Source organism: Bradyrhizobium sp. BR 1433 (assembly GCF_051547665.1).
Lineage (GTDB): Bacteria > Pseudomonadota > Alphaproteobacteria > Rhizobiales > Xanthobacteraceae > Bradyrhizobium > Bradyrhizobium australafricanum.
Map to the genome: position 1 here is coordinate 6,162,854 of NZ_JBPUGG010000001.1, position 24,559 is coordinate 6,187,412.

Annotated in this window: 17 protein-coding genes, 1 tRNA gene, 2 pseudogenes and 1 riboswitch; of the genes and pseudogenes, 16 read left to right on the top strand and 4 right to left on the bottom strand. The window is 65.6% G+C overall.

All coding sequences use genetic code 11. The annotated features are described in order from the left end of the window. Window positions 1-2 precede the first annotated feature (2 nt). Window positions 3-890: an N-formylglutamate amidohydrolase gene (locus ACSKB9_RS29720; protein WP_438077555.1), complete on the bottom strand. Its 888-nt coding sequence runs from the start codon at window positions 888-890 to the stop codon at window positions 3-5. A 305-nt stretch (window positions 891-1,195) separates the two neighbouring features. On the opposite strand from ACSKB9_RS29720, the gene cpdR reads away from it, so the two are divergent. Together cpdR and ACSKB9_RS29730 are read left to right on the top strand one after the other, a co-directional pair. Next, complete coding sequence (gene cpdR, locus ACSKB9_RS29725; protein ID WP_016843340.1) at window positions 1,196-1,555, top strand: cell cycle two-component system response regulator CpdR; 360 nt, start codon at window positions 1,196-1,198, stop codon at window positions 1,553-1,555. Window positions 1,556-1,634: 79 nt separating this feature from the next. After that, a tRNA-Val gene (locus ACSKB9_RS29730) sits at window positions 1,635-1,709 on the top strand. Between the two features lie 572 nt (window positions 1,710-2,281). Here the strand turns inward: ACSKB9_RS29730 and ACSKB9_RS29735 are convergent. Further along, window positions 2,282-2,896, bottom strand: coding sequence for a GNAT family N-acetyltransferase (locus ACSKB9_RS29735; RefSeq protein WP_438077557.1), 615 nt, complete (start codon window positions 2,894-2,896; stop codon window positions 2,282-2,284). Between the two features lie 68 nt (window positions 2,897-2,964). On the opposite strand from ACSKB9_RS29735, the gene ACSKB9_RS29740 reads away from it, so the two are divergent. The 6 genes and pseudogenes from ACSKB9_RS29740 (at window position 2,965) to ACSKB9_RS29765 (ending at window position 11,549) form a co-directional block, all read left to right on the top strand. Next, entirely contained in the window at window positions 2,965-3,879 is a 915-nt protein-coding gene (locus ACSKB9_RS29740) for a LysR substrate-binding domain-containing protein (protein ID WP_438077559.1), read from the top strand. Between the two features lie 747 nt (window positions 3,880-4,626). Continuing rightward, complete coding sequence (locus tag ACSKB9_RS29745; RefSeq protein ID WP_438077560.1) at window positions 4,627-5,679, top strand: helix-turn-helix domain-containing protein; 1,053 nt, start codon at window positions 4,627-4,629, stop codon at window positions 5,677-5,679. 333 nt (window positions 5,680-6,012) lie between these two features. Next, window positions 6,013-10,206, top strand: a complete 4,194-nt coding sequence (locus ACSKB9_RS29750; RefSeq protein ID WP_438077562.1) for a beta strand repeat-containing protein — start codon at window positions 6,013-6,015, stop codon at window positions 10,204-10,206. A gap of 225 nt (window positions 10,207-10,431) precedes the next feature. After that, window positions 10,432-10,779: pseudogene (locus tag ACSKB9_RS29755) on the top strand (invasion associated locus B family protein); the annotation flags it as partial. Window positions 10,780-11,109: 330 nt separating this feature from the next. Then, window positions 11,110-11,376, top strand: coding sequence for a hypothetical protein (locus ACSKB9_RS29760; protein ID WP_438077564.1), 267 nt, complete (start codon window positions 11,110-11,112; stop codon window positions 11,374-11,376). Continuing rightward, the gene (locus tag ACSKB9_RS29765; protein WP_438077566.1) at window positions 11,373-11,549 is read left to right on the top strand and encodes a hypothetical protein; all 177 of its coding nucleotides are present in this window, start codon (window positions 11,373-11,375) and stop codon (window positions 11,547-11,549) included. Before ACSKB9_RS29760 ends, ACSKB9_RS29765 begins: the two co-directional genes overlap by 4 nt. Window positions 11,550-11,625: 76 nt before the next feature. On the opposite strand, the gene ACSKB9_RS29770 is transcribed toward ACSKB9_RS29765, so the two are convergent. After that, on the bottom strand, window positions 11,626-12,063 hold the full coding sequence (locus ACSKB9_RS29770) for a hypothetical protein (protein WP_438077567.1): 438 nt from the start codon (window positions 12,061-12,063) through the stop codon (window positions 11,626-11,628). A gap of 543 nt (window positions 12,064-12,606) precedes the next feature. Between ACSKB9_RS29770 and ACSKB9_RS29775 the strand changes: the two genes are divergently transcribed. From ACSKB9_RS29775 to uca, 7 genes and pseudogenes are all read left to right on the top strand, one after another. Continuing rightward, complete coding sequence (locus ACSKB9_RS29775) at window positions 12,607-14,412, top strand: peptidoglycan-binding protein (RefSeq protein WP_438077569.1); 1,806 nt, start codon at window positions 12,607-12,609, stop codon at window positions 14,410-14,412. 333 nt (window positions 14,413-14,745) lie between these two features. Then, window positions 14,746-14,856, top strand: a riboswitch (guanidine-I (ykkC/yxkD leader). A 78-nt stretch (window positions 14,857-14,934) separates the two neighbouring features. Next, window positions 14,935-16,008: a putative urea ABC transporter substrate-binding protein gene (locus ACSKB9_RS29780; RefSeq protein ID WP_438077571.1), complete on the top strand. Its 1,074-nt coding sequence runs from the start codon at window positions 14,935-14,937 to the stop codon at window positions 16,006-16,008. Between the two features lie 46 nt (window positions 16,009-16,054). Then, on the top strand, window positions 16,055-16,873 hold the full coding sequence (locus ACSKB9_RS29785) for an ABC transporter permease (RefSeq protein WP_438077573.1): 819 nt from the start codon (window positions 16,055-16,057) through the stop codon (window positions 16,871-16,873). Between the two features lie 65 nt (window positions 16,874-16,938). Continuing rightward, a pseudogene (locus ACSKB9_RS29790) lies at window positions 16,939-17,704 on the top strand (ATP-binding cassette domain-containing protein). After that, window positions 17,701-18,546 (top strand): urea amidolyase associated protein UAAP1, encoded by an 846-nt coding sequence (locus ACSKB9_RS29795; protein WP_438077574.1) that lies wholly within the window; start codon window positions 17,701-17,703, stop codon window positions 18,544-18,546. The pseudogene ACSKB9_RS29790 and the gene ACSKB9_RS29795 overlap by 4 nt, the downstream one beginning before the upstream one ends. Further along, window positions 18,543-19,181, top strand: coding sequence for an urea amidolyase associated protein UAAP2 (locus ACSKB9_RS29800; protein WP_438077575.1), 639 nt, complete (start codon window positions 18,543-18,545; stop codon window positions 19,179-19,181). The genes ACSKB9_RS29795 and ACSKB9_RS29800 overlap by 4 nt, the downstream gene beginning before the upstream one ends. 3 nt (window positions 19,182-19,184) lie before the next feature. Then, complete coding sequence (gene uca / locus ACSKB9_RS29805; protein WP_438077576.1) at window positions 19,185-22,727, top strand: urea carboxylase; 3,543 nt, start codon at window positions 19,185-19,187, stop codon at window positions 22,725-22,727. Between the two features lie 18 nt (window positions 22,728-22,745). Here the strand turns inward: uca and ACSKB9_RS29810 are convergent, their stop codons facing one another. Further along, window positions 22,746-23,036 carry a hypothetical protein gene (locus tag ACSKB9_RS29810; protein ID WP_438077577.1) on the bottom strand — a complete coding sequence of 97 codons (291 nt, stop codon included), beginning with the start codon at window positions 23,034-23,036 and terminating at the stop codon, window positions 22,746-22,748. Window positions 23,037-23,352: 316 nt separating this feature from the next. Here ACSKB9_RS29810 and ACSKB9_RS29815 point away from each other — a divergent pair, with 316 nt between their 5' ends. Continuing rightward, window positions 23,353-24,399 (top strand): AraC family transcriptional regulator, encoded by a 1,047-nt coding sequence (locus tag ACSKB9_RS29815; protein ID WP_438077579.1) that lies wholly within the window; start codon window positions 23,353-23,355, stop codon window positions 24,397-24,399. Window positions 24,400-24,559: the final 160 nt, after the last annotated feature.

Genomic DNA, 24,559 nt, shown 5'->3' on the forward strand with positions numbered 1-24,559 from the left:
GATTACTCCGCTGCCGCCTGGAACGGGCCGAGATCGCCGAACGGGATTTTCGCGAGCGCATCCGCCAGGGTCGCAAAGTCGGCGGCCACCTGCGCGAAGCGAGGGCCGCGCTCGCGGCGGCGCTCATCCATATAGACCGCGCGGTTGAGCTCGATCTGCACGGTGTGCAGGCCGCTCGCCGGATTGCCGTAATGCTCGGTGATGAAGCCGCCGGCATAGGGCTTGTTGCGGCCGATCGAATAGCCGAGCGAGCTCATGATCTCCTCGACGAGGTCGGGCAATAGCGCCGCACAGCTCGTGCCGTAGCGGTCGCCGATCACGACGTCGGGCCGGCGCGGCTCGTCGCGCGACACGCCGACCGACGGCATCGAATGGCAGTCGACCACGATCACGGCGCCGAACGCCTGGTGCGCCTTGTTGATCAGCCGGCGCAGCGCGCGGTGATAGGGCTTGTAGAGCACCTCGATCCGGCGCAGCGCCTCGTCGACGTCGAGCCGCTCGCGATAGATCTCCTGGCCGTCGCCGACCACGCGCGGGATGGTGCCGAGCCCGCCGGCCACCCGCATCGAACGCGTATTGGCAAAGCTCGGCAGCCGCCCGGTGAACATGCGCGGGTCGAGCTCGTAGGGCTCGCGGTTCACGTCGACATAGGAGCGCGGGAAGTTGACCCGCACGATCGGAAAGCCGCGATCGCTGAGGCCCGCGATCAGCTCGTCCATGAAAAAGTCTTCGGAGCGCCGCAGCGACACCACATCGATTCGCGACGCGTCGAGGAATTCGGCCGGATAGACCGAGCCCGAATGCGGGGAATTGAAGATGATCGGCGCGCGCCAAGCCTGCGGCTCAACGATCTCGAACGGGGGCGACAACTCGCCAGCAAATTCGGTCATTCCCTTGGCGCCGTCCCTTGCGTCCGCCTCGCCCCGCAGCAACTGAGTCTGCCGGAAAAGCGGAGATTTATGGGCACGCATTGTCGGTAATCGCGATCATTCTGCCAAGTGAAAAGAGCGTGGTTTCAGCTGGAACGCGTCTTAAAAGCAGCAAATGCGGCACCCGGTTGATTCGATGTCCGGTTCGGTCCACAAATGGGTGGCGCGCATTTGCCGCTGGCTTGACGCAAATTTCACCCGAAATTTACCGTCTGTCGGGCTTACTGTTCGGACTGCTCCTCAAGCCGGATTCGACGATTCCTGCCATGCCGAAAATACTTCTCGCCGAAGACGACACCGATATGCGCCGCTTCCTGGTCAAGGCGCTCGAAAACGCGGGTTTCAAGGTCTCGCCGCACGACAACGGCATGTCGGCCTACCAGCGGCTGCGCGAGGAGCCGTTCGAAATGCTGCTCACCGACATCGTGATGCCCGAGATGGACGGCATCGAGCTGGCGCGCCGTGCCTCGGAACTCGATCCCGATATCAAGATCATGTTCATCACCGGCTTTGCCGCGGTGGCCCTCAATTCCGATTCGGAGGCGCCGAAAAACGCCAAGGTGCTGGCCAAGCCCGTGCACCTCAGGGAATTGGTCAGCGAAGTGAATAAGTTGCTGGCGGCCTGATTCGCCAAAAAAACCTTCACTTTGTATCCTTGCCTGCCCCGCCGCCGTCCGTTATAGGGACCCGATCCAAATACGCTTTGGGTGCGTAGCTCAGCGGGAGAGCACTACCTTGACATGGTAGGGGTCACAGGTTCGATCCCTGTCGCACCCACCATCCTTCGCTCGCGCAGCGAGAGAAGGATGCCGCGCCGAAAGCCCAACGGGCGGAGGCGGGCCTGCGGCCGCGAGCTGCGGTTCGGCAAGCCGTTTCTTGATACCTCCATAAATCTCTCGACCCGAGAAGCGAGGCGACGAAGCAATCCATCGCTCGGCATATGCGACGGGATGGATAGCTTCGCTTCGCTCGCAATGACGTGGTTGGTTTCCGATTCAACCTGTCAAACAGCTTGTCGGTGTCATCACCCGTCGCATGCGGGTGATCCGGTATTCCGGAGACGTCCTGCGAGCCGAGAGGCCGCGGCGTACTGGATCGCCCGCTCTCGCGAGCGATGACGCCAAAGAGAATGAGAGCTCACTGCTCTTTCCACTCGTCGTCCCTGCGAAAGCAGGGACCCATACTCCGCGGCGGATGCTGCTGAAGGGATTTGTCGTTCAGTCATCGCGCAACAATAACCATTCGTGGTTATGGGTCCCTGCTTTCGCAGGGACGACACTGAGTGTGTAGCTCGACCGTTGAGTCATACGCCCGCATTCTCGTGACATCGTTTTGTCCGAGCTTGGCCGCCGCTATGGAGGGCGGTCGGACGGAAGCCGGTCGCGCCACGTTTCGCCGGCGAGAACCCCGCGCTGCCGACGCACAACGGAGGGCCATTCGGAGCGAACCACGCTGAGGACCGCGGCATCGGCGGGCGGACCTTCATCGGCAGCGAAATATGCGCGAAGTCTGCCTTCGCGGCGGAAGCCGAGGTTGGCGTAGAGATCAAGCATATGCCTCCGGCGCCAGTCCAGATGCACCTCGGCCCGCTCGACGACGAGCACCTCGAACGCATACCGCGTCATCAGATGCGCAACGTGACTGACGAGCACGGCCTCGTCCAGTCGTCCGATGCTCCAGATCGGAGCGAACGTCGCCCGCTTCTCGTGCCGGTCGATCGCGCCGAACCCGGACACGCCGAGCAGGTCTCCCGATCCAGCGGCCTCGATTGCGAACGCGGCCGCGGTGTCGACCTGGTCCCCTGCCGCCGCCAAGTGCGCGCTATTCGGCCGGTCAGGTGGGCCGCGATCGAGCCGCCGCAGTACGCCTACCTCGTGAAGTTGCTGGGCGCGCGAAGACTCCGGGCCGGTGATCCTGGTCAACAGGATGCGGTCGGTGGCGAAGCTTGCATGGTCGCTCGGGTACATGCCGTATTGACGCATCCGGTGCGCATGCCGTCAAATGACCGGAACGCCAGTTCATATGCAAATTGGTCATGCCCCTGAATCCAAGACATGTTGACCTGTTTCGAGAGGTCGTGCGCCACAACGGAATCACCAAGGCCGCCTTGAGCCTTCGGGTGGGGCAGCCTTTCGTCAGCCGGGCGATCGCACGTCTCGAGCGCGAGATCGGCTTTGCGTTGTTCGAACGCGGGCGAGGCGGCGTCACGCTGACGCCGGAAGGCGAGATATTCCTGCGCGAGGTCGAGAGAAGCCAGGCCGGCCTTGAATATCTGGCGCGCGCCGCGCGCGGCATTCGCGAGCGTGGCAGCGGGACGCTCAGGATCGCATGTCTTCCGGCATTCACCTATTCGTTGATGCCGCAGATCGTCAGCAGCTTTCTGAGGAAGAATCCCGACATCGTCGTATCCGTGGCCGTCCACAGCCCCGAGCGCGTCTGGAGCCTGGTGGCCTCGGGACAATGCGACGTCGGGCTGGCGCGGCCGCAGGCGGGGTTTGCCGCGGTCGACGACGAGCTCCTCATGACAACGGAGGCGGTCTGCGTCCTGCCCCGCCAGCACCGGTTGCGCTCGAAGCGATCGATCGCAGCGCAAGATCTGCGGGGAGAGCCCATGATCGCTGCCTCCCCGAGCGCACCGCATCGATCCCGCTTTGAGCGCGTCCTCGATGAGGCCAAGGTCGAGATCAAGACGGTCGCGGAGATCCAGTACAGCATGCAGCGTTGTGCCCTGGTTGCGCAGGGACTGGGTTTCTCCATCGTCGACCCGATCGTGGCCCGGGATTTTGCAAGCTCCAAAATCGTACTCAAGCCGTTCGTGCCACGGCTGGAGATCGCCACCATGTTGCTGCTTCCTTCGCAGCGGCCGCGAAGCCGTCTCGCACTTCAATTCTGCGATCTGCTGCGCGCCGAAACCGCTGATTACAGGAAGTCCGCGCGCGTGCAGGCTTGAGCAACGCCGGCAGGGTTTTCTCTCGCGTTGCGCTCGGCATGATCTCGCGGGACGGCGCTAGCCGCCTGCGACGTAGTGCTCGCCCAGCGCGCTGTGCTCGCCGAAAAAATTCGACTGGCACTTGTGACTTTCGTCATCTCGACGCTCATATGTGAATGCCGCAGCGTGCGCACGCATGCACGCCTCGCGCGTGTTCGATTCGTACGGATGCATTCACGTCGCACGCGGTGGGTTGCCGCATGATTGGGCAAGAGCGCTCGCAATGCGGTCATGCGTGGGATTCTCGATATGTCATCTACCGTGCTTAGGTCGCGCCTTTGCAGCGACATGCGTTTCGTCCAGGCGCGGAGATCGAGAAAATTTTCCGAAGACTCTGCGATGATGCGTTGCCCGATCGCATCGCATGAACGCAATTTTGGATTTCTGCACGACGCGCGTTGCCGCCCCTCTGGTTCTCGCGCAGATTGTTCTCTAGATCAGTCAAGCCGATCCGTGACGGAGCATCCGAGCCGGACACGGCAATGACGCGACAATGATGAACGCCATGTGCGAGCACGACTGCCAGAGGAACCTGCGTCAACCCTATCGGGAGCGGCCGGCGTAAGCCGTCGATGTCCGAATCCCGAAATGCCTCTTCCTTGTCTTCCCCGAAATTCGCCGGTCTGTGTGCGGCTGGCGACGCAACCTTGGGAATGCGCCTCCGTTGAGCCAACGTTCGTCGCTCGCGCCAACGGGGCACGAAAGTTCATGCAAGAAGACGACAAGACGCCGGCACACGCAGTGCAGCTTCTGGAACACGCTCCCTTGCCGCGCGAGCCGCGGAACATCAGGGATGTAACCCCCGCGCCGCCGCGGCTGTTCTCGACACGACATTATCCGCCCTCGGAGCAATTCGAGGTCTGGAAAACGCGGATGGCTTCGCTGGTCGACGTTACGCCACCGGAAGGTCATAGCCCTGCACACGGGTTCCTGGTGGAGTACCTGACCTGCAACATGGCCGATGTCGTCTTCACGTCGGGGCGATTCGCCGCGCAATCATTCGCCCGCGTCATCAAACCGTCGCATGGCGCGCCCGTCGATATCTGGTGGCTGTACCGGGTGCGCTCCGGAGAAGCCCGCTTCGAGAGCGCAGAGCGGCGGATTCACGCCGGGCCGGGCGCCGTGTTCCTGATCTCGCTCGACGAGGATTTCCGCGGCAGCATCACGGACTATGACGGCCTGGTGCTGGGCTTGCCGCGCAAGTCGTTCGCCGATGTGGCCGATCAGCTCGACGCTGTCTGCAATATTCTACTCGAAGGCAACCTGATCGAATTGTTGGCCGACTATCTCGACCGACTCGAAACGCGCATCACCCTGATGTCCGCGGAGGAGTTGAGGCAGGCGGGGCGGGCGACCGCGCAGATGATCGCTGCGTGCATCCAGCTCTCCTCGGATCGGCTGGAGCAGGCGCGCGGAGCGATCGAGTCGGTGCTGTTCGAGCGCGCGCGTCTTTATATAGAGTCGCATCTCGCCGACTTCGACCTGACGCCGGACCGCATCGCGCTGCAATTGCGGATATCGCGTTCTGCCCTCTACCGTGCATTCGAGAGCGTCGGCGGCGTTGCCGGCTACATCCTGCGCAAGCGGCTGCGCGCGGCACGTGCCGAACTCATCGCAGCCGCCGACCGGCAGGTGCAGGAGATCGCCTATCGCTACGGCTTCAAGCTGGCGTCGGATTTCACCCGCGCCTTCCGCCGCGAATTCGGCGTCAGCCCGCGCGAGATGCGCGAACGCATGCGCCGTCGATCAACTAACGGTTGAGGTGCGTGCAAACAACTCATGGTGCATCGAGCGAATCCTTCAACTTGTGAGACGATCTGCGTGTTATTTGGACGGCCTGCTGAGTGACGCTGGCAAAATTGTGTCTATCATTTGCAACATGACGACTTGGGCGCATTGATGGGGCAGTCGAGCGAGCGCTGGGTGGCAAGATGCGCTCGTTGAATTCGACACATCGTTGGCCAGGACGGGACGATGATCGTGCGTACGATCGTCGTTATTTTTCGCGCGTGCGGCCGGCGGGCCCGCGCGTCGGCCCGGTCCATGGCGCGTCGCCTCCGGCGTCTTTTCAAGATGTCGCGAAAGGGGCGCACCATGGCTGTCGCACATAACTCAACAAGGTCGCTGAAGCGTCAAAGCCGCATCGGCTTCGTCCGGAGCTGGGTTGCATCGGGTGATGCAGATAGTCGTTCGCTGCGGCGCCGGTTGCTGGCGGTGCTGCGTCAGGCGCATCGGGCTCTCGGCATGAAGCGTGACCGGCTCGGGCTCGGAACGCTGGGAGCTGGCCGGACAGCCGTCGCGACGACGCTTGGCGCGTTCGCTGTCATGGTGGTCATCGCCTCGGCCGCGAGCGCGGGAAGCGTGCAGCTTGGTGGAGGAAGCGCGACCGGCACCGATTCCGTGGCGATCGACACCGGGTCAGCGGCAAGCGGGGTGCGCGCCATCGCGATCGGAAGCGCGGCGACGTCGTCCGGAAGCGATTCCGTTGCCCAAGGTAGCAGCGCGAACGCGGGAGCCCAGAACGCCGTTGCGATCGGCTTCGGGACGATCGCTTCGCAGTTGAACTCCATCTATCTGGGCTCGCGCACGGCTGCGGGAACCGGCTCCCTTGCCGTGAGTGCCATCGGCATTGGCACGGACGTGACGGCATCTCAGGCCGACGCAATCGCGGTTGGACGTCAATCGCTTTCGTCGGCCCAATACGGGGTGGCGCTCGGCCTGAACGCGCAGGCCACCGGTGGCGGCGGCGCAATGGCTCTGGGCCAGGGCACGATCTCGAGTGGCGTCAATTCGGTCGCGCTCGGCGTTCAAGCCAATGCCACCGGAGCCGGCGCGAGCGCCTTGGGCACGTTCGCCCACGCCACGGGAGGAAACGCTACCGCGGTCGGCGTCAGCTCCCTGGCTAGTGCCAACTATTCATGGGCCGGAGGCTGGGCGTCGGTTGCCTCGGCGGACAGCGCGACCGCACTTGGCAAGCAGGCCACCGCGTCAGGGGTCAACTCTTTCGCCGCAGGGAGCTCCTCCACTGCGTCCGGGGACTTTGCCGTGGCCGTGGGTAACCAGGCGCAGGCGCTGAGCACGGGTGGCTCGGTCGCGATCGGATCGGGTGCTGTCGTCAACACTGCAGCGACGGGCGGAATCGCGATCGGCAACAATGCGGCATCCGCCGGCATCAATTCGCTTGCGAACGGCGTTGGGGCCAGTGCCGCCGGCACAAGTTCGCTGGCGATCGGCACTGCCTCAAATGCGAGTGCCGCCGCCAGCACGGCGATTGGCAACACGGCCGTTGCCAGCGCCCAAAACGCCTCCTCATTCGGGTCCGGAGCGCACGCGACAGGAGACAATTCGCTCGCGGCCGGCGTCAGCGCCAGCGCCAGCGGAATCGCCAGTACCGCACTCGGCATCGGCGCCAAAGCATCGGCCACGAGCGCAATCGCCGTTGGCAACAATGCGGCGGCCAGTGCCGCCAATGCTGTCGCGGTGGGCACCAATTCGACGGCCTCCGGCGGTCAGGCCGTGTCGATCGGCGCGAACAACGTCGCCTATGGCGACGGCGCCGTGGCGATCGGCGATCCCAGCTATGCCAGCGGCACCGGCGCCTTCACCGGCGGCGCGAACAACATCGCCAACAATGACGGCACGGCCAGCGCCACCGCCGCCAACCAGGCCAACGGCGCCGTCGCGATCGGCAACAACAACAAGGCGATCGGGCAGGGCTCGGTGGCGCTCGGCAACGGCTCGACCGCGGGTGCCGCCGGCCTTGCCGGCAATATCGCCTTGGGTAACGGCGCCACGGCGGCGGCAAGCTCCGGCGATGTCGCGCTCGGCTCCGGCAGCGTGACCGCTGCCACAGTCAACACGCCGAACACGGTGATCAACGGCACCACCTACAGCTTCGCCGGAACGACAGCGGTCTCGACCGTCAGCGTCGGCGCGGTCGGCGCGGAGCGCACCATCACCAATGTCGCGGCGGGCCGCATCAGCAACTCTTCGACGGATGCGATCAACGGATCGCAGCTCTGGGCCACCAACCAGGCGGTCGACGGCCTCGCCTCCACCGTCAACAACATCAACACCGGGGGCGGCATCAAATATTTCCACGCCAATTCGACGCTGGCCGATTCCAACGCTGTTGGCGCCGACTCGGTTGCGATCGGACCGGTGTCGACCGCGACCGGCAGCGGCTCGGTTTCGATCGGCAACGGCGCCACCGCCGCTAACGCCAACGACATCGCGCTCGGCTCGGGCAGCCAGACCGGCGCGGCGGTTCAAACCGCCAGCATCGTCATCGGCGGCAACACCTACAGCTTCGCCGGCACCACCCCGACCTCGACGGTCAGCGTCGGCTCGGTCGGCAATGAGCGCACCATCACCAATGTCGCGGCGGGGCGGGTCAGCAACGGCTCGACCGATGCGATCAACGGCTCTCAGCTGTTCGCCGCCACCTCGGCGATCGACAGCCTCTCGACCGTCGTCAGCAACGGCCTGACGCATTACTACAGCGTCAACGACGGTGGCACCCAGCAGGCCAACTACGCCAATAACGGCGCGACCGGGACCAACTCGATGGCGGCGGGCGTCGCCGCCTCGGCGACCGCGACGAATTCCACCGCGCTCGGCTTCAACACCCAGGCGACGGTGGATGGCGGCGTCGCGATCGGCTCGGGGTCGATTTCCAACCGCGCGCTCGCGCCGGCTTCCGGCACGATCGGCGGCACCATCATCCCCTACAACACCACCGATCTCGCGCTGCTCGGCGCGGTCTCGGTCGGCAATGCGACGAGCTATCGGCAGATCACCAGTGTGGCCGACGGCACCCAGGACAGCGACGCCGTCACCGTGCGCCAGCTGACCGGCGCACTGACGTCGTTCGCGACCACGACGACGAAATACTTCCACGCCAACTCGACGCTCGCCGACTCGCTCGCGGTCGGCAACAATTCGGTCGCGGTAGGCCCTGCGACCGTGGTCAACGGCGACAACGGCATCGGCATGGGCTTCGGCGCAACCGTGGCGCAGACCGCGCCCGGCGGCATCGCGATCGGCCAGAATTCGCTGTCCAGCTTCGCCGATTCGATTGCGTTCGGAACCAGCGCGCAGGCCAACGGCGTCCAGTCGGTGTCGATCGGCGCCGGATCCCAGACCACCAGCCCGACCAGCGTCGCGCTCGGTCCGAACGCCAAGGCGACGGCGCAGGCAGGCGACGTCGCGCTCGGCGCCAATTCGACCACACAGGCGGTGGTCGCGACGTCGAGCACCTCGATCGGCGGCACCACCTACAACTTCGCCGGCACGACGCCGACTTCGACCGTCAGTGTCGGCAGCGCCGGTGCGGAGCGTACCATCACCAACGTGGCCGCAGGCCAGATCAGCCAGTCCTCGACGGACGCGATCAACGGCTCGCAGCTCTGGGCCACCAACACCTCGCTCGCCGCTCTCTACACCACCGTCAGCAACATCTCGACCGGCGGGGGCGGCGTGAAATATTTCCACGCCAATTCGACCGCGGCGGATTCCATCGCGACCGGCGCGGAGAGCGTTGCGATCGGACCGCAGTCGGTCGCGAGCGGCGCCAATGCGATCTCGATGGGCAACGGCTCGGCCGCATCGGCCGACAACTCGGTCGCGATCGGCGCCGGCGCCAAGGCGACGCAGGCCAACTCGCTGGCGCTCGGCGCCAACGCCACCACCACAGCCAATCTGAGCGATGCGGCCTATACGCCGGTCGTCGGCAAGACCGTCGCCGGCGTTGCGACCGGCGAAGTGTCGGTCGGCTCGTCCGGCGCCGAACGCCGCGTCACCAACGTTGCCGCCGGCTCGGCGGCGACCGACGCGGTTAATGTCAGTCAGCTCCAGGCGGTTGCGTCGAGCTCGATCCGCTACGACACCGACGGTTCCGGCAACACCACCAACAAGCTGACGCTGAACAGCGGCAACGGCGCGCCAGTGACCATCAGCAACGTGGCGCCCGGCGTCCTCGGCACCGATGCGGTCAACGTCAATCAGCTCAACAGCGCGTTCCAGCAGCTCAACGGCCAGATCGGCGAGGTGCGGCAGGACGCCTGGCGGGCGGCCGCGATCGGCATGGCCGCCGCATCGCTGCGCTATGACGACCGGCCCGGCAAGGTGAGCGCCTCGGCGGGCGGCGGCGTCTGGCGCAGCCAGGGCGCGCTCGCCTTCGGCATCGGCTACACCAGCGAGAACGGCAAGCTGCGCACCAACGCGGCGGCGACCACCGCCGGCGGCGACTGGGGCGTCAGCGCCGGCGTGAGCCTGACGCTCAATTGACCCTGACGGCGACGAGGCGGCTGGCGTGTCTGGCCTTGATGATCTGGCTCGGGGCGGCGGCGAGCGCCGCCGCGCAGGGCGCGCCGCCTGGCGCCTACGCCGTGAAGCCGTCGGACGTCGTGGTGCCGGAGGGCGAGACGCTCGGCGAGTTCAGGCGGATGATCCAGCCGTTCAAGAACTGGACCCTGATTTGCGACGAGAAGTCTCAGATCGAAGCGCCGCGTCTGCAATGTCACGCAATCGATCGTCAGCGCACAGGGCGCGATCGCCTTCAACTGGTCGCTGATCGCGACCGCCGACGGCAAACCGCTGATGGCGATGCGGATACCCGCGGCCGTCGGGGTTGGTGCGCAGATCGAGCTCGCGATGGGCGACGGTCCGGACCGCATCGTCGCGCAGACCGATCGCTGCGATGCCAGTTTCTGCTTCGCCACGGTCGCGATCGGCAATGTGCTGAGGCGGCACATCCGCGCGGCGACGCCGTGCCGCGTGTCCTATCAGCTGCCGCAAGGGCCGATCGTGCTGGAGGCGCCGCTGGACGGACTGTCCGGCGTGCTGGCGAAGCTGAAATGAGACAACAGGCTGCATGCGAATCCGGAAGCCGGAGCGACGCATCGAAGTGCGGGACGAGAAGATGAATACGCCGATGCGACTGAAGACCCCCATCCTGATTTTCACGGCGGTCGTCGTGGCGGCGCTCAGTGCGGCCGGCGTCGTGGGCTATGCCCAGCAGATGCAGCCTGCCCAGTCGCAGCCGATGCCGCTGCAGCCGGCGACGCCCGCGCCGGCCAAAAGCCCGCCGCCGCGAAGCCGCAGCCGCACAAACAGCGTCCGCAGGAAGCGCCGACGCCCCCGTCTGCCGCGGCATCCGTTCCGCCGCAGCAGGCGGGCCAGCAACCGACCGTGTTCGATGAGCATGCGCGGCAGGGCAACATCGCGACCTGCGCCAATCTGTTCGGGACGCTCGGCCGCGGCCTCGCGATGAACTCCAACTACACCGCGCAGTCGCAGTGGGACGCCAAGGCCGGCAATTCGCATTCGGTGCAGTCGCTGGTCGCGCTCGCACCTAACCAGGCCAGCCAAGCCACCCCGCCGCCAATCAGCAGGCCGCCGGTATCGTGTTTGCCGCGCCGGTTGGATCGTCCTGCGAAGGCAATCTGGTGCGGGTGACGCCGCGGACGGAGAGCTGTTCGACGGTTGCCGCCGAACTCGCCAAGCTCAACGGACAGACCGGCACGCTCGGTGATCTCGCGACGATGGCGCTGCCGAACGGCGCGCAGGTGGTGCTGATTCCGTTAGGCAACGCCTGCGTCGCGGTGACCGCGCTGCGGGTCGCCGGGTAACGCTGCCGCTCAACCCGGTCGACCCTTGCCGGCGCCGGTCAGCCCGGCTGGCCGCGCCGCGTCGGTCTGGCCGATCTCACCAATGACGCCAGCGATGATGCCAGCGCGGGTAGCCGCCGCGATAATAGGCGTATGCCGGGCGCACCACGTGACGATAGCGGTAACCGTAATAGGCCGGCCGGTATCCGCTATAATATGTCGTGGTGTAACCGCCGCCCCAACGATACGGCGCAGCGTAATAGCCGTCGTCATAGGCGTAGCTGCCGTACCCGTAATAGGCGGGCGAATAGCCGTAACCGTAGCCGTAGCCGGGATAGCCGTAACCATAGGAATAGCCGGGATAGCCATAGGCTGACGAGGCGAGGCCGCCGACGACTGCGCCGGCAATCAATCCGCCTGCGAGCGCGCCACCCCAACCTCCGTGTCCCCACCGTGCTTCGGCGGGCGCCGGGGCCGCGATGGCGCTCACCCCAAGCGTACCGACGGTTGCAAGAACAAGCCCTGTTTTCCGCATGTGATCCTCCTCGATGATGATGCCCAGCCGGTCAACGGAGGAGAGTGGCATTGGTTGCGAATGGCCGCGCGCCTGCAAGGGATCCGGGCCCGGTGGCGAGGTGGGCGCAGCGGTGCTGCCGTTGACGGCGAAGCAAATGTTCAAAGCCGAACGGAACCTGTTTCGATCCACCGCCCGTCGCAGCGGACGATGATCCGCGTGAGCTCGCTGAGCATCGTCATGACGACGAGCGCACACTTCGATTGAAAACGGGAAAGCGTGGCGATCGGTTCCTGAAGCGTGACCAGACATCAGGCCGCTGGCTCAAGATGAACTCAAGATGAACGTGTGGTGTTCCCTTGGCGCGAAATGTCGCGTCGCGGCGGTGTCTAGGAACGGTGCGGGCGGCGCCGCTGTTTTCTCAGAGTTCACCGGTGAGACGCGCGCACCGTTGCGTCGCGTCGCTCGCCGGCTTTGTTGGAACGCGGCCGCAGTGCGGAGCGTGCCGGCCATTGGCGCCGGCTTCGCAATCCGGCAGCCGCAAAACTGCAGGAGGAATTGGTAATGCAGAGCAAGATGATGAAGAGCAAATTTCTGCTGACGACGGCCGTGCTGTTGGCCGGCGTCAGTCTCGCTTCGGCGCAGGGCATGCGCGAGGGCGGCGGCGGTGGCGGCATGGGCGGCGGCGGAAGCGTCGGCGCGGGCGGAGGCGGTGGAGGTGAACACGGCCGATCCGCAGGCCCGTCGGGCGGCAGTTCCGGCGGCGCAATGCATGGTAATCCCGGAGCGTCGCGAAGCGAAGGCATGACGGTCGGCCGCGGCCAGGGTGGCGCGCGAGAGAGCCAGGGCGCACGAGAGAGCGGCAGGGCTGAAGGACAGATGGGCCGCGGTGCGGCCGAGCGCAGCCAGACCACCGGCCAGGCCCGCGAGAGCGGCCGCGCCGAGCAGGGTCAGCGCAGCCAGAGCAAGCAAGACCAGAGCAAGCAAGAGCAGACCGTCGGCCAGAGCCGAAACCAGCGCGAGCAGATGGGCCGATCTGAATCCCGCGAACGCGGCAACGCCACGACGCGGCAAAGCCAGCAGCAGCAGGAGAATCGCGCCAATACTGCGAACCGCAGCCAGGGCACCACGACCGGTCAGGGGACGGCTCAGGACAAGGCTCAAGGCAAGACTCAAGGCAAGGCGGGCACGACGACCGGCCAGAGCACGACCACGGACCAGGCAAAGGGCGCCAACACGACCACCGGCCAGGGCACAACGGCGGCCCCGAATACGCGAGCCGGCCAGACCACGGGCGCGGCCGCTCCGCAGTCCGGCACGACGCAAAACCGGATGAACTCCGGACAGACCACCGGTCAGGCCCAGGGACAAACCGGGACAACCGCTCAGACCCAGGCCCAGTCGAACGCCACGGTCCAGACCGAGGCTGGGCGCACCGTGACCGCGCAGCAGCAGAGCACGATCCAGCGCTCGGTGCTGTCGGCGCGTAACGCACCGCGCGTCAATGTCAGTACGATCAACTTCGCGGTCAATCCGGGCGTGGTGGTGCCGCGGAGGTTCAACGCGGTGTCGGTCGCAACCTTCCCGGCGCTGATCGATGCGTTCCCGTATTATCGCGACGATAGTTTCTTCGTCGTCGAGGATGAAGTCGTGTTCCTCGATCGCGAGCGCCGCGTCGTCGACGTGGTCCCGGTCGGACCGCGGACGCGCTTCAGCCATCGCGGCGGCGGTGGTGGCGCTAGCGTTGCGATGATGGACCTGAACCCGCAGCAGATCCGCGAGGTGCAGCAGGTGCTGATCGACCGCGGCCTGCTGGTCGGCGAGGCCGACGGCGTATTGGGATCGCGGACCCGCGAGGCGCTGATCACCTTCCAGCGTCAGGAAGGCATCACGACCAGCGGCAGCGTCGACACGCGCACGGTGACCGCACTCGGCCTGTCCGACAGAATCGGTCAGGGCGCGGGCGCATCGTCGACGGTCGGCCAGAGCCGCACCCAGCAGAACACGACTGGACAGACGACCGGCCAGACCAACGCGCCGCAGAACCAGTCGACCGGCCAGACCGGCACTCAGCAGCCTGCCCAGCCGAACACGACCGGGCAGACCACGGGTCAGGCGAACTCGCCGCAGAACCAGTCGACAACCGGCCAGAGCGGAAATCAGCCGTCCGCTCAGCAGCAGGCCCCGCAGCAGAATACGACGGGCCAGGCTGCACCGCAGAACCAGTCGACCGTCGGTCAGGGCAACGGCAATCAGTCAAATGCCGGCCGGGACACGCAGTCCAGCCAGCCCAACCAGAACAACAACCCGCCGTCGTCAGGCTCAGGCCAGAGCCCGCAGACGCCGGCGCAAAACTCCGATCGGAAATAGGATCTCTGTGCAGGAGCCCCGCTGCAGAGCGGGGCTCTTTTTTGCGATCTTGCGATCAGTCTTTTAGTTCGGACTTCGGCACCAGGCCGAACCGGCCGTGCAATCCGCGCCAGAGGCCGGCGCACAGAACGCTCAGAAGCTTGCGCATCGAACTCCCCTCGACATCAGCCATCGTGCGATCCTGCTGATGCCGGTGGCGAAAGGACAGAACCAATTCTGAGCAGGTCTGCGCAATCTTTGAGCAAGGCACCATCGCGGCCGCGCCGCGCGCGCGGAAAAATCTCATGAGATTCAATTGCCGGCCCGCTGGCACGCCTCGTGCATCAATGGCATCGAGTTGGCCGCTAGGGTTCCGATCTTGCGAAGCAAGGTGCTGGTCCGAGAGCAGCCGCTTGCGGGGGAGACATCCCCGCAGGTGCACGGCGGGATAAAAGCCCGGGAGACCTCGTCAGCCAAGGGATTGGCGGAGCGATGGTCTTTTCGCCAGTCCCTTTTTGTGAAATTTCGCAAGAGGGATCGGCAATGAACAAATTCGTTTTCTTCCTTCGCTCTGTTGTCATCGGCTGCGCGGTCGTGCTGGCGGCTGCGCCTGCGGCCGACGCCGCGCCGAAGAAAAGCTTCAAGGTCGCCTGGTCGATCTATGTCGGGTGGATGCCGTGGGGCTATGCGGCCGACACCGGCATCGTCAAGAAATGGGCCGACAAATACGGCATCGCGATCGAGGTCAAGCAGTTCAACGACTACGTCGAATCGATCAACCAGTACACCGCCGGCGGCTATGACGCCGTCACCATCACCAACATGGACGCACTCTCGATTCCGGCCGCCGGCGGCGTCGACACCACCGCGGTCGTGATGGGCGATTTCTCCAACGGCAACGACGCGGTGATCCTGAAGAACAAGACCGATCTCGCCGCGATCAAGGGCCAGACCGTCAACCTGGTCGAGTTCTCGGTGTCGCATTATCTGCTGGCGCGCGCGCTCGAGACCAGCAAGCTGAGCGAGAAGGACGTCAAGGTCATCAACACCTCCGACGCCGATATCGCCGCCGCCTACAAGACGCCTGACGTCAGTGCGGTGGTGACCTGGAATCCGATCGTAACCGAAATCCTCGGCTCGCCCGATGCGAAGAAGGTGTTCGATTCCTCGCAGATCCCCGGCGAGATCATGGACCTGATGGTGGTGAACACCGCAGTCGCCAAGGACAATCCGGATTTCGCCAAGGCGCTGGTCGGCATCTGGTACGAGACGCTGTCCAAGATGACGGCGAACGATGCCGCGGCGAAGGCCGCCAAGGAGGCGATGGCCAAGGCCTCCGGCACCGACCTCGCCGGCTTCGACAGCCAGCTCTCGACCACAAAACTGTTCGACAGGGCGACCGACGCCGAAGCCTTCACGCGCAGCCAGAGCGTCGGCGTGACCATGGATCGGGTGCGCAAGTTCCTGTTCGAGAAGGACCTGCTCGGCAAGGGCGCGAAGTCGGCCGACGCGGTCGGCATCGAGCTCGCCGACAAGTCGGTGCTCGGCGACAAGTCGAACGTCAAGCTGCGCTTCGACCCGACCTACATGGACGAGGCCGCCAAGGGCAAGCTCTGACGCCAAGCTCGGACGCGCAGCGCGTCGCCCCAAGCAGGAGCAGCCCATGCGACTTGTGAACATACGGCCGGGACGGCAGACGCGGTTCTATCTGCTCGCGCTGCCGTTCGTATTGGTCGCAATCGCCTACTTCGCCGGCTCCAGCGCGCGGCTCGCGCAGAACACGAACGACAAGCTGCTGCCGGCACTGCCGAGCATGGTGCAGGCGGTCAAGCAGATGGCGTTCGAGGTCGACCCGCGTACCGGCGGCTATCTGATGGCCTCCGACACGGTCGCCAGCCTGGGGCGGCTGGGCTCGGCGCTGGCGATCTCGACGGTGGCTGCGCTGGTGCTCGGCATCGTGATCGGGCTGTTGCCGGGCGCCAACGCCCTGCTCGGGCCGTTCGTGTCTGTCACCTCGATGGTGCCGCCGCTGGCGCTGTTGCCGATCCTGTTCATCGTGATGGGGCTCGGGGAGAATTCCAAGATTGCGCTGATCGTAATCGGGACGCTGCCCTGCATGATCCGCGATCTCGCCATGAAGGTGCAGGAGCTGCCGCGCGAGCAGATCGTCAAGGCACAGACGCTCGGCGCCTCGACCTGGCAGATCGCGCTGCGCGTCGCGATGCCGCAAACCCTGCCGCGGCTGATCGACGTGCTGCGCCTGCAGCTCGGGCCGGCGTGGCTGTTCCTGATCGCAGCCGAGGCGATCGCCTCCGATTCCGGGCTCGGCTACCGGATATTCCTGGTGCGCCGCTATCTCGCGATGGACGTCATCATCCCCTACGTCGCCTGGATCACGCTGCTGGCGTTCCTGATCGATGTCGGCCTGCGCGTCACGCAGCGAAGGTTGTTTCCGTGGTTTGCCTCGGTGAGGGCGGAATGAGCACGATCCGCTTCGACGACGTCTGGAAGGAATATGGCGACCACATCGTGCTCGAGCGCATCACGATGGAGGTCGAGCCGCGCGCCTTCATTGCGCTGGTCGGCCCGTCCGGCTGCGGCAAGACCACGCTGCTCCGCATGTTGCTCGGCGAGGAGCAGCCGACCCGCGGCCAGATCCTGGTCGACGGCAAGCCGTTGCCCGGCGAGCCGGACGCCGACCGCGGCGTGGTGTTCCAGCGCTACTCGGTGTTTCCGCATCTCACAGTGCTGCAGAATGTCATGCTCGGGCGCGAACTGCGCGACGCCGAAATTCACCGGCCGGCTGTTCGGCGCCGCGCGCCGCGCCGCCGCCGACGAAGCGATGAAGCTGCTCGCCGAGGTCGGGCTCGCCGGCCAGGAGATCAAATATCCGTCCGCTTTGTCGGGCGGCATGCAGCAGCGGCTCGCGCTGGCGCAGGCGATCATGCGCGGGCCGAAGATCCTGCTGCTCGACGAGCCGTTCGGTGCGCTCGATCCCGGAATCCGCGCCGACATTCACCTTCTGATGAAGCGGCTCTGGAACGAGACCCATCTGACGGTCGTGATGGTGACGCATGACCTCAGTGAAGCCTTCGGACTCGCGACGCGCGTGATCGCGCTGGAGCGGCAGCGCAACCGCCCCGAGGAGCGCGAGCGCTACGGCGCCACGGTGTCGCGCGACCTCGAGATCTTTCCGCGCCGCAGTGCGGAGCTGCGGTCGTCAGTTCAACCAGCTCCGACCGGGACGACCCGGTCAGGCAAGGAGCATCAGCCGGGACGGCCCGGCGCTCTCGTCTTGAAGGAGCAACCATGATCCTGTCAGAGGAACAAAAGGCCGAGATCGCGGCGCATACCCGGCGGTATAACGAGCTGAAGGCGGCGGGGCAGGAGCACGCGCCGCGGGCACTGCCGGCGCCGACTGCGCGCGACGCCGCGTCGATCGATGCCGACACTGTCATTCACCGCGAGACGATCCCATCCGGCTGGTACTGGACCACGCGGCTGAATCGCGGCGACACGCTGCGCATCGTCAACACGTCGGGGACGTCGACCGTCAGCCTGCTCGCCTGGAACAGTGCCGACACCACCGAACGGCTCAACCACGCCGACACCATCAAGGTGCAGTGGGCGGCGCGGTTGCAGAAGGGGCGGGTGCTGCTGTCCGACATGGGGCGCGCGCTGCTCGGCGTCACTGAGGACAGCAGCGCCGCACATGATGCCGTGGTCGGCGGCTCGACCGCGGCGACCAACATGGCCAAATACGGCGACGGGAATTTCCGCAACACGCGCGACAATTTCATTCTCGCCGCAGCCAAGCTTGGCCTTGATCGCCGCGACGTGCATCCCTGCGTCAGCTTCTTCGCACCGGTCGCGATCGACGCCGACGGCAAGTTTGTCTGGTCGGAGCAGCGGCGGCAGCAGGGCGATTTCGTCGATCTGCGCGCGGAGATGGAGCTTCTGATCGCGCTGTCGAACTGCCCGCATCCGCTCGATCCCGCCAAAATCTATCCGCAGGCGAGCGTGGAGATCGTGCGCTACCGCGCGGCCGCGCCGGCGGCCGACGATCTGTGCCGGACTGCGACCGCGGAAGCGGCCCGCGCCTACGAGAACAATGCGCTGTATCTCGGCGAAGCCCTGGAAGGAGCCGTGCGATGACCATGCAACCTGTTCGCACCGCCGGCCGCATCGTTCTCGATGTCGAAATTCCCGCGCGCAAGCCGTGGTCGGCGATCATCCGCAAGGGGCAGACGCTGCGGATCACCGATAGCCATGGCCAGCAGGCGGTCGACACGCTGTTCTATTGCGCCAGTGATTTCGGCGAGCGCTACAGCGGCCAGGATACGCTGCGCGCGCAGGGCTCGGCCTATGTCGGGCTGGGCACCAGGATCATGTCCAACGAAGGCCGCGTGATGCTGCGCGTGACGGCAGACAGTTGCGGCCTGCACGACACATCGGCGGGCGCCTGCTCCTGTGAGAGCAACACCGTGCGGTTCGGGCACCAGACCCGCTATCAGCACGCCTGCCGCGAGAATTTCGTGATCGAAGCCGCGAAATACGGCATGTCGAAGCGCGACATCGTGCCGAATCTGAACTTCTTCATGAACGTGCCGATCGATCCCGCCGGCAATTTCACCGTGGTCGACGGCGTCTCCAGGCCCGGCGACGCCATCGAGCTGGTCGCCGAGATGGACGTGCTGTGCCTGATCTCGAACTGTCCGCAGATCAACAACCCCTGCAACGGATTCTTTCCGACGCCGGTTCAGGTGACGATCTTCGAGCCGGAGGCGTGAGGTATGTTCAGCAAGGTCCTGATTGCCAACCGCGGCGAGATCGCCGGGCGGATCGGCAGAACATTGCGCCGCATGGGCATCTCTTCGGTCGCGGTCTATTCCGACGCCGACCGTTTCACCCGGCCGGTGCTCGACGCCGACGAGGCGGTGCGGATCGGTCCGGCGCCCGCCGCGGAGAGCTATCTCAACGTCGATGCGATCATGGCGGCGTGCCTTGCGACCGGCGCGCAGGCGGTGCATCCCGGCTACGGCTTCCTGTCGGAGAACCGCCGTTTCGCCGAACGGCTCGCCGGGCACGGCATCAAGTTCATCGGGCCGCGGCCTGAGCATCTCGACGCCTTCGGCCTCAAGCACAAGGCACGGGAGATCGCCGAGCGCAGCGGCGTGCCGCTGCTGCCGGGCTCCGGCCTGCTGGAGACGATCGACGAGGCGGTGCAGCAGGCCGAAACGATCGGCTTCCCGGTGATGCTGAAGAGCACGGCGGGCGGCGGCGGCATCGGCATGCAGCTGTGCCACGACATGGCGACACTGCGCGAGCGTTTCGAATTGGTGCAGCGCACGGCGCGGGCAAGCTTCGGCGACGCCCGGGTCTATCTCGAGCGGTTCGTCGCCAGTGCCCGCCATATCGAGGTGCAGATCTTCGGCAATGGCAAGGGCGGCGTGGTGGCCCTCGGCGAACGCGATTGCTCGCTGCAGCGGCGCAACCAGAAGGTCTTTGAGGAGACGCCCGCGCCGGGGCTGTCCGCCGACATCCGCCGGCGGCTGCATGCGGCCGCGGTGTCGCTCGGCAAGGCCGTGTCTTATGAATCTGCCGGCACGGTGGAGTTCATCTACGACGTCGAGCGCGAGGATTTCTACTTCCTCGAGGTGAACACCCGTCTCCAAGTCGAGCATCCCGTCACCGAGCAGGTCACCGGCGTCGACCTCGTCGAATGGATGATCCGGCAGGCGGCCGGCGAGGACGTGCTCGGCCAGGCGGGCGCGCTCACGCCAAAGGGAGCTGCGATCGAGGTGCGGCTCTATGCCGAGAATCCGGGCGCGGGCTTTCGCCCGAGCGCGGGCCGCCTGACGCAGGTCAGCTTTTCGCCGGATGCGCGGATCGACGGCTGGATCGAGACCGGCACCGAGGTGTCGCCGTTCTACGATCCGATGCTGGCCAAGATCATCGTTTCAGCCGAGACGCGCGAGGCCGCGATCGCGCGGCTTTCGAAAGCGCTGGACGATACGGTCGTCGCCGGCATCGAGACCAATCTGGATTATCTCCGTGCCATCGCAGCCTCCGACGTGTTCCGCAGCGGCCAGGTGGCGACCAGTGTGCTTGGCGAATTCGCCTATCGCCCGCGCACCCTCGACGTGGTCGCGCCGGGGGCGCAAAGCGGGGTGCAGGAACTGCCCGGCCGGCTGCATCTCTGGCATGTCGGCGTACCGCCGAGCGGCCCGATGGATGAGCGGTCGTTCCGCCTCGCCAATCGCCTGGTCGGCAATCCGGAGACGACGACCGCACTGGAGCTGACGGTCAACGGGCCGACCTTGCGCTTCAACACCGATACGATCGTCGCGCTGTCGGGCGCGCAGATGAAGGCATCGCTCGACGGCGCTGATGTCGCCTACGATGAGCCGCTCGCGATACGCGCCGGCCAGACGCTCGTGATCGGCAGCATCAAGGGCCCGGGCCAGCGCACCTATCTCGCCGTGCGCGGCGGCATCGACGTGCCCGAAACTCTCGGGTCGCGTGCCGTGTTTGCGCTCGGCGCGTTCGGCGGCCATGCGACGGGATCGCTGAAGGCCGGCGACGTCTTGCATATCGGTGCCGAGCCATCGGGCCTTGCGGCGCCGCGGCGCGCCACGGAACACGAGCGGCCGCAACTCACATCGGCGTGGCAGATCGGCGTCGTCTACGGCCCGCACGGCGCGCCGGATTTCTTCCTCGACGAGGATATCGAGACGCTGTTCGCGGCGAGCTACGAGGTGCATTTCAACAGCGCCCGCACCGGCGTGCGGCTGATCGGGCCGAAGCCGCGCTGGGCGCGCGCCGACGGCGGCGAGGCCGGGCTGCATCCGTCGAACATCCATGACAACGCCTATGCGGTCGGCTCGATCGACTTCACCGGCGACATGCCGATCATTCTCGGGCCCGACGGACCGAGCCTCGGCGGCTTCGTCTGTCCGGCCGTGGTCGCCCGCGACGAGCTATGGAAGGTCGGCCAGCTCAGGCCGGGCGACACCGTCCGCTTCGTGCCGGTCAAACGCGACGATCCGGTGGCCGGCCCCACGGTGCTGCGCGCGCCTGAGCTCGGATCGGCGATCGTCGGTCGGAATGACGACGGCCCGATTCCGGTGGTCTATCGCCGCGCCGGCGACGACGATCTGCTGGTCGAGTATGGTCCGATGGAGCTCGACATCGCGCTGCGGCTGCGCGTGCATGTGCTGGCGCAGGCGCTGGAAGAGGCGAAGCTCAGTGGCCTGATCGATCTGACGCCCGGCATCCGCTCGCTGCAGATCCATTATGACGGCACCGCGTTGTCGCGAACGAAGCTGCTCGACGTGCTCAGGCGGATCGAGCGCGAATTGCCGCCGGTCGACGCGATGCGGGTGCCGAGCCGCACCGTGCATCTGCCGCTGTCGTGGCGCGATCCGCAGGCCGAGCTTGCGATGCGCAGATATCAGGAGTTGGTGCGCGCCGATGCGCCATGGTGTCCGTCGAATGTCGAGTTCATCCGGCGCATCAACGGACTTGCGAGCGAGGACGATGTCCGCCGCATCGTGTTCGACGCGGATTATTTCGTGCTCGGCCTCGGCGACGTCTATCTCGGCGCGCCGGTGGCGACGCCGCTCGACCCGCGGCATCGGCTGGTGACCACGAAGTACAACCCGGCGCGGACCTGGACGCCGGAGAACGCGGTCGGCATCGGCGGCGCCTATATGTGCATCTACGGCATGGAAGGGCCGGGCGGCTACCAGCTGTTCGGCCGCACCATCCAGGTCTGGAACACCTGGCGCGCCACGCGGGTGTTCGAGCCCGGCCATCCCTGGCTGCTGCGGTTCTTCGACAAGATCCGCTTCTTCCCGGTCGACGCCGATGAACTGCTCGATGCCCGCGCCGCGTTCCCGCATGGCCAATACGACATCAGGATCGACGAGGGCGAGTTCTCCTACGCCGACTACGCCAGGACACTGGCCGACGCCAAGCCATCGATCGCCGCGTTCAAGGCAACGCAGCAGGCCGCGTTCGACGCCGAGCGCCAGCGCTGGCGCGAGATGAAGCTCGACGAGGCGCCGGCTGAAACGATCGATGCGGCAGCCGCCGCGACGGGGATTCCCGACGGTCAGATCGGCGCGTTCTCCGAAGTGCCCGGCAATATCTGGAAGGTGCTGGTCGAGGAAGGCGCCAAGGTCGCGGCCGGCGACGTACTGGCCATCATCGAGTCCATGAAGATGGAAATCTCCGTGCACGCACCCGCGGCAGGGCGCATCGCTTCGGTGCCGGTGAAACCCGGCCAGACGCTGCGCGCGGGCGACGTGGTGGCGTTGCTCCGGCCGGACTAGCGCAGCTACGCAGCCGCGCTAGTCCTTGGGATCGGCCGGTGGGACGAGCGGAGCGGGCGTCTCGACCTCTTTCTCCGGCCGCTGCCGGCCTTGATGATCAATTGACGCGTTTTGCCTTAACACCCGATCGATCTTCATCCTTACGCGGCGTGCCGCCAGCAATCCAAGGACCGCCCGAACCGTTCCCGAGTAGTTGCGATCGCCGATGGAGAACGAGTAACGCCAGGTGCCCGCAGTCTCGCCTTCAATGATCGTGTAATGAATTGAACGATGAATGCCGCTATGCTGGGCAGGTGTTTGTCCAACCACGATCTAGCTCATATGGCTGGTCGCTTCGGCGCCAATCGCCTGTCCCAGCGAATTTGCATGCTTGACCAAGCCCATGACGAGTTCGCCCCTGCGCGGGCCCATTGGAAGCTGACTGCCGTCGTTTCAGGGCAGAAATGGAGTGGCCGCGAAGCAATCGGCTAGACGATTTGCGTCCGTTGCGTCTTGTGATCCTGGGTCGTTAAATTGCGAGATGGTGTCAGACCGGATGCCTCGAACCCATGAGCTCGTTTGACATAGGTCAAGATACGATCCCGGAAGCTCCCGACGTTGAGCCACGAACACAGTTCGGTGCCGAATGAAAGCCGCCACACGCGTTGCTAGCGCCTTACCGTCGATACCGAGCTCTGCCGGGGGAATCGCGCGTCTCGCATGTGCCCGGCTGCGCGATGCGCAGGTTGATCCGGCCCCGATCGTGTCAGCTGCAGGCCTGGCAATCGACGACGTCGAGGACCGCAAGCGCCGCATCGATGCACGAGCGCAGGTCAGGCTGCTCGAACTCGCCGCAAGGGAATTGCAGGACGACTGCTTCGGACTCCATCTGGCTCAAGGCTTCGAGCTGGGCGAGATCGGGCTTCTGTACTACGTCATGGCTTCATCGGAGCATCTCGTTGACGCCTTGCAAATCGGCGGACGCTACTGCGCGATCAACAACGAGGGTGTGCGGTTGCGGAGTTCTGTCGATCGCGGATTCGCCATCGGGTTCGAATATGTCAACATCGATCGGTCGTCGGATCGTCACCATGCGGAATTCTGGCTGGTTGCGCTGATCCGTATTTGCCGCGCACTGACTGACGGCAGGCTGGTCCCGAAGCAAATCAAGCTGAGGCACTCCAGACGGGAAACGCCGTCGGATGTGCGATCTCTTCTCGGATGCGAGATCGAATTTGCAGCGGACAGCGACGAGCTTTTGTTTCCGTCCCGGATCGGCGCATTGCCTGTCGTGGGTGCCGATCTGCATCTCAACAGGATGTTGCTCCAATATGCCGACGAAGCGCTTCGTAACCGGGCACCAAGACGAAGCAGCGTGCGGTCTCGCGTCGAAGGACACATCGCCCAGTTGCTTCCGCACGGCAAAGCCAATGCCGAGGCGGTCGCGCGTCGTCTTGGCATGAGCCGGAGAACTCTGGCTCGCGCGTTGTCGTCGGAGGGGGTGGACTTCTCAGACGTTCTCAAGGCGTTTCGAATTGCCCTTGCCCGCCATTACCTCGAAGATGAGGAGCTGCCGATTTCCAAGATCGCATGGCTGTTGGGCTACAGCGAGGTCTCTTCCTTCACACATGCGTTCGTCCGCTGGACCGGCCTCACGCCGAGGGCCTATCGCAGCTCGAATGGCGATCGGTGATGGGCTGACACCAGCTCTCAACTAGCTGGCACAGACTAGCAAGACCTGGCGGAGCTACTCCGCTAGGGCAGTCCCATGCAGTCGAACTTCTTGTCCCAGCTCGCATGTCGCTGTCGCCGCGCTTCGGCCGTGGTTTTCGGCCCCATGACCGGGGACGACT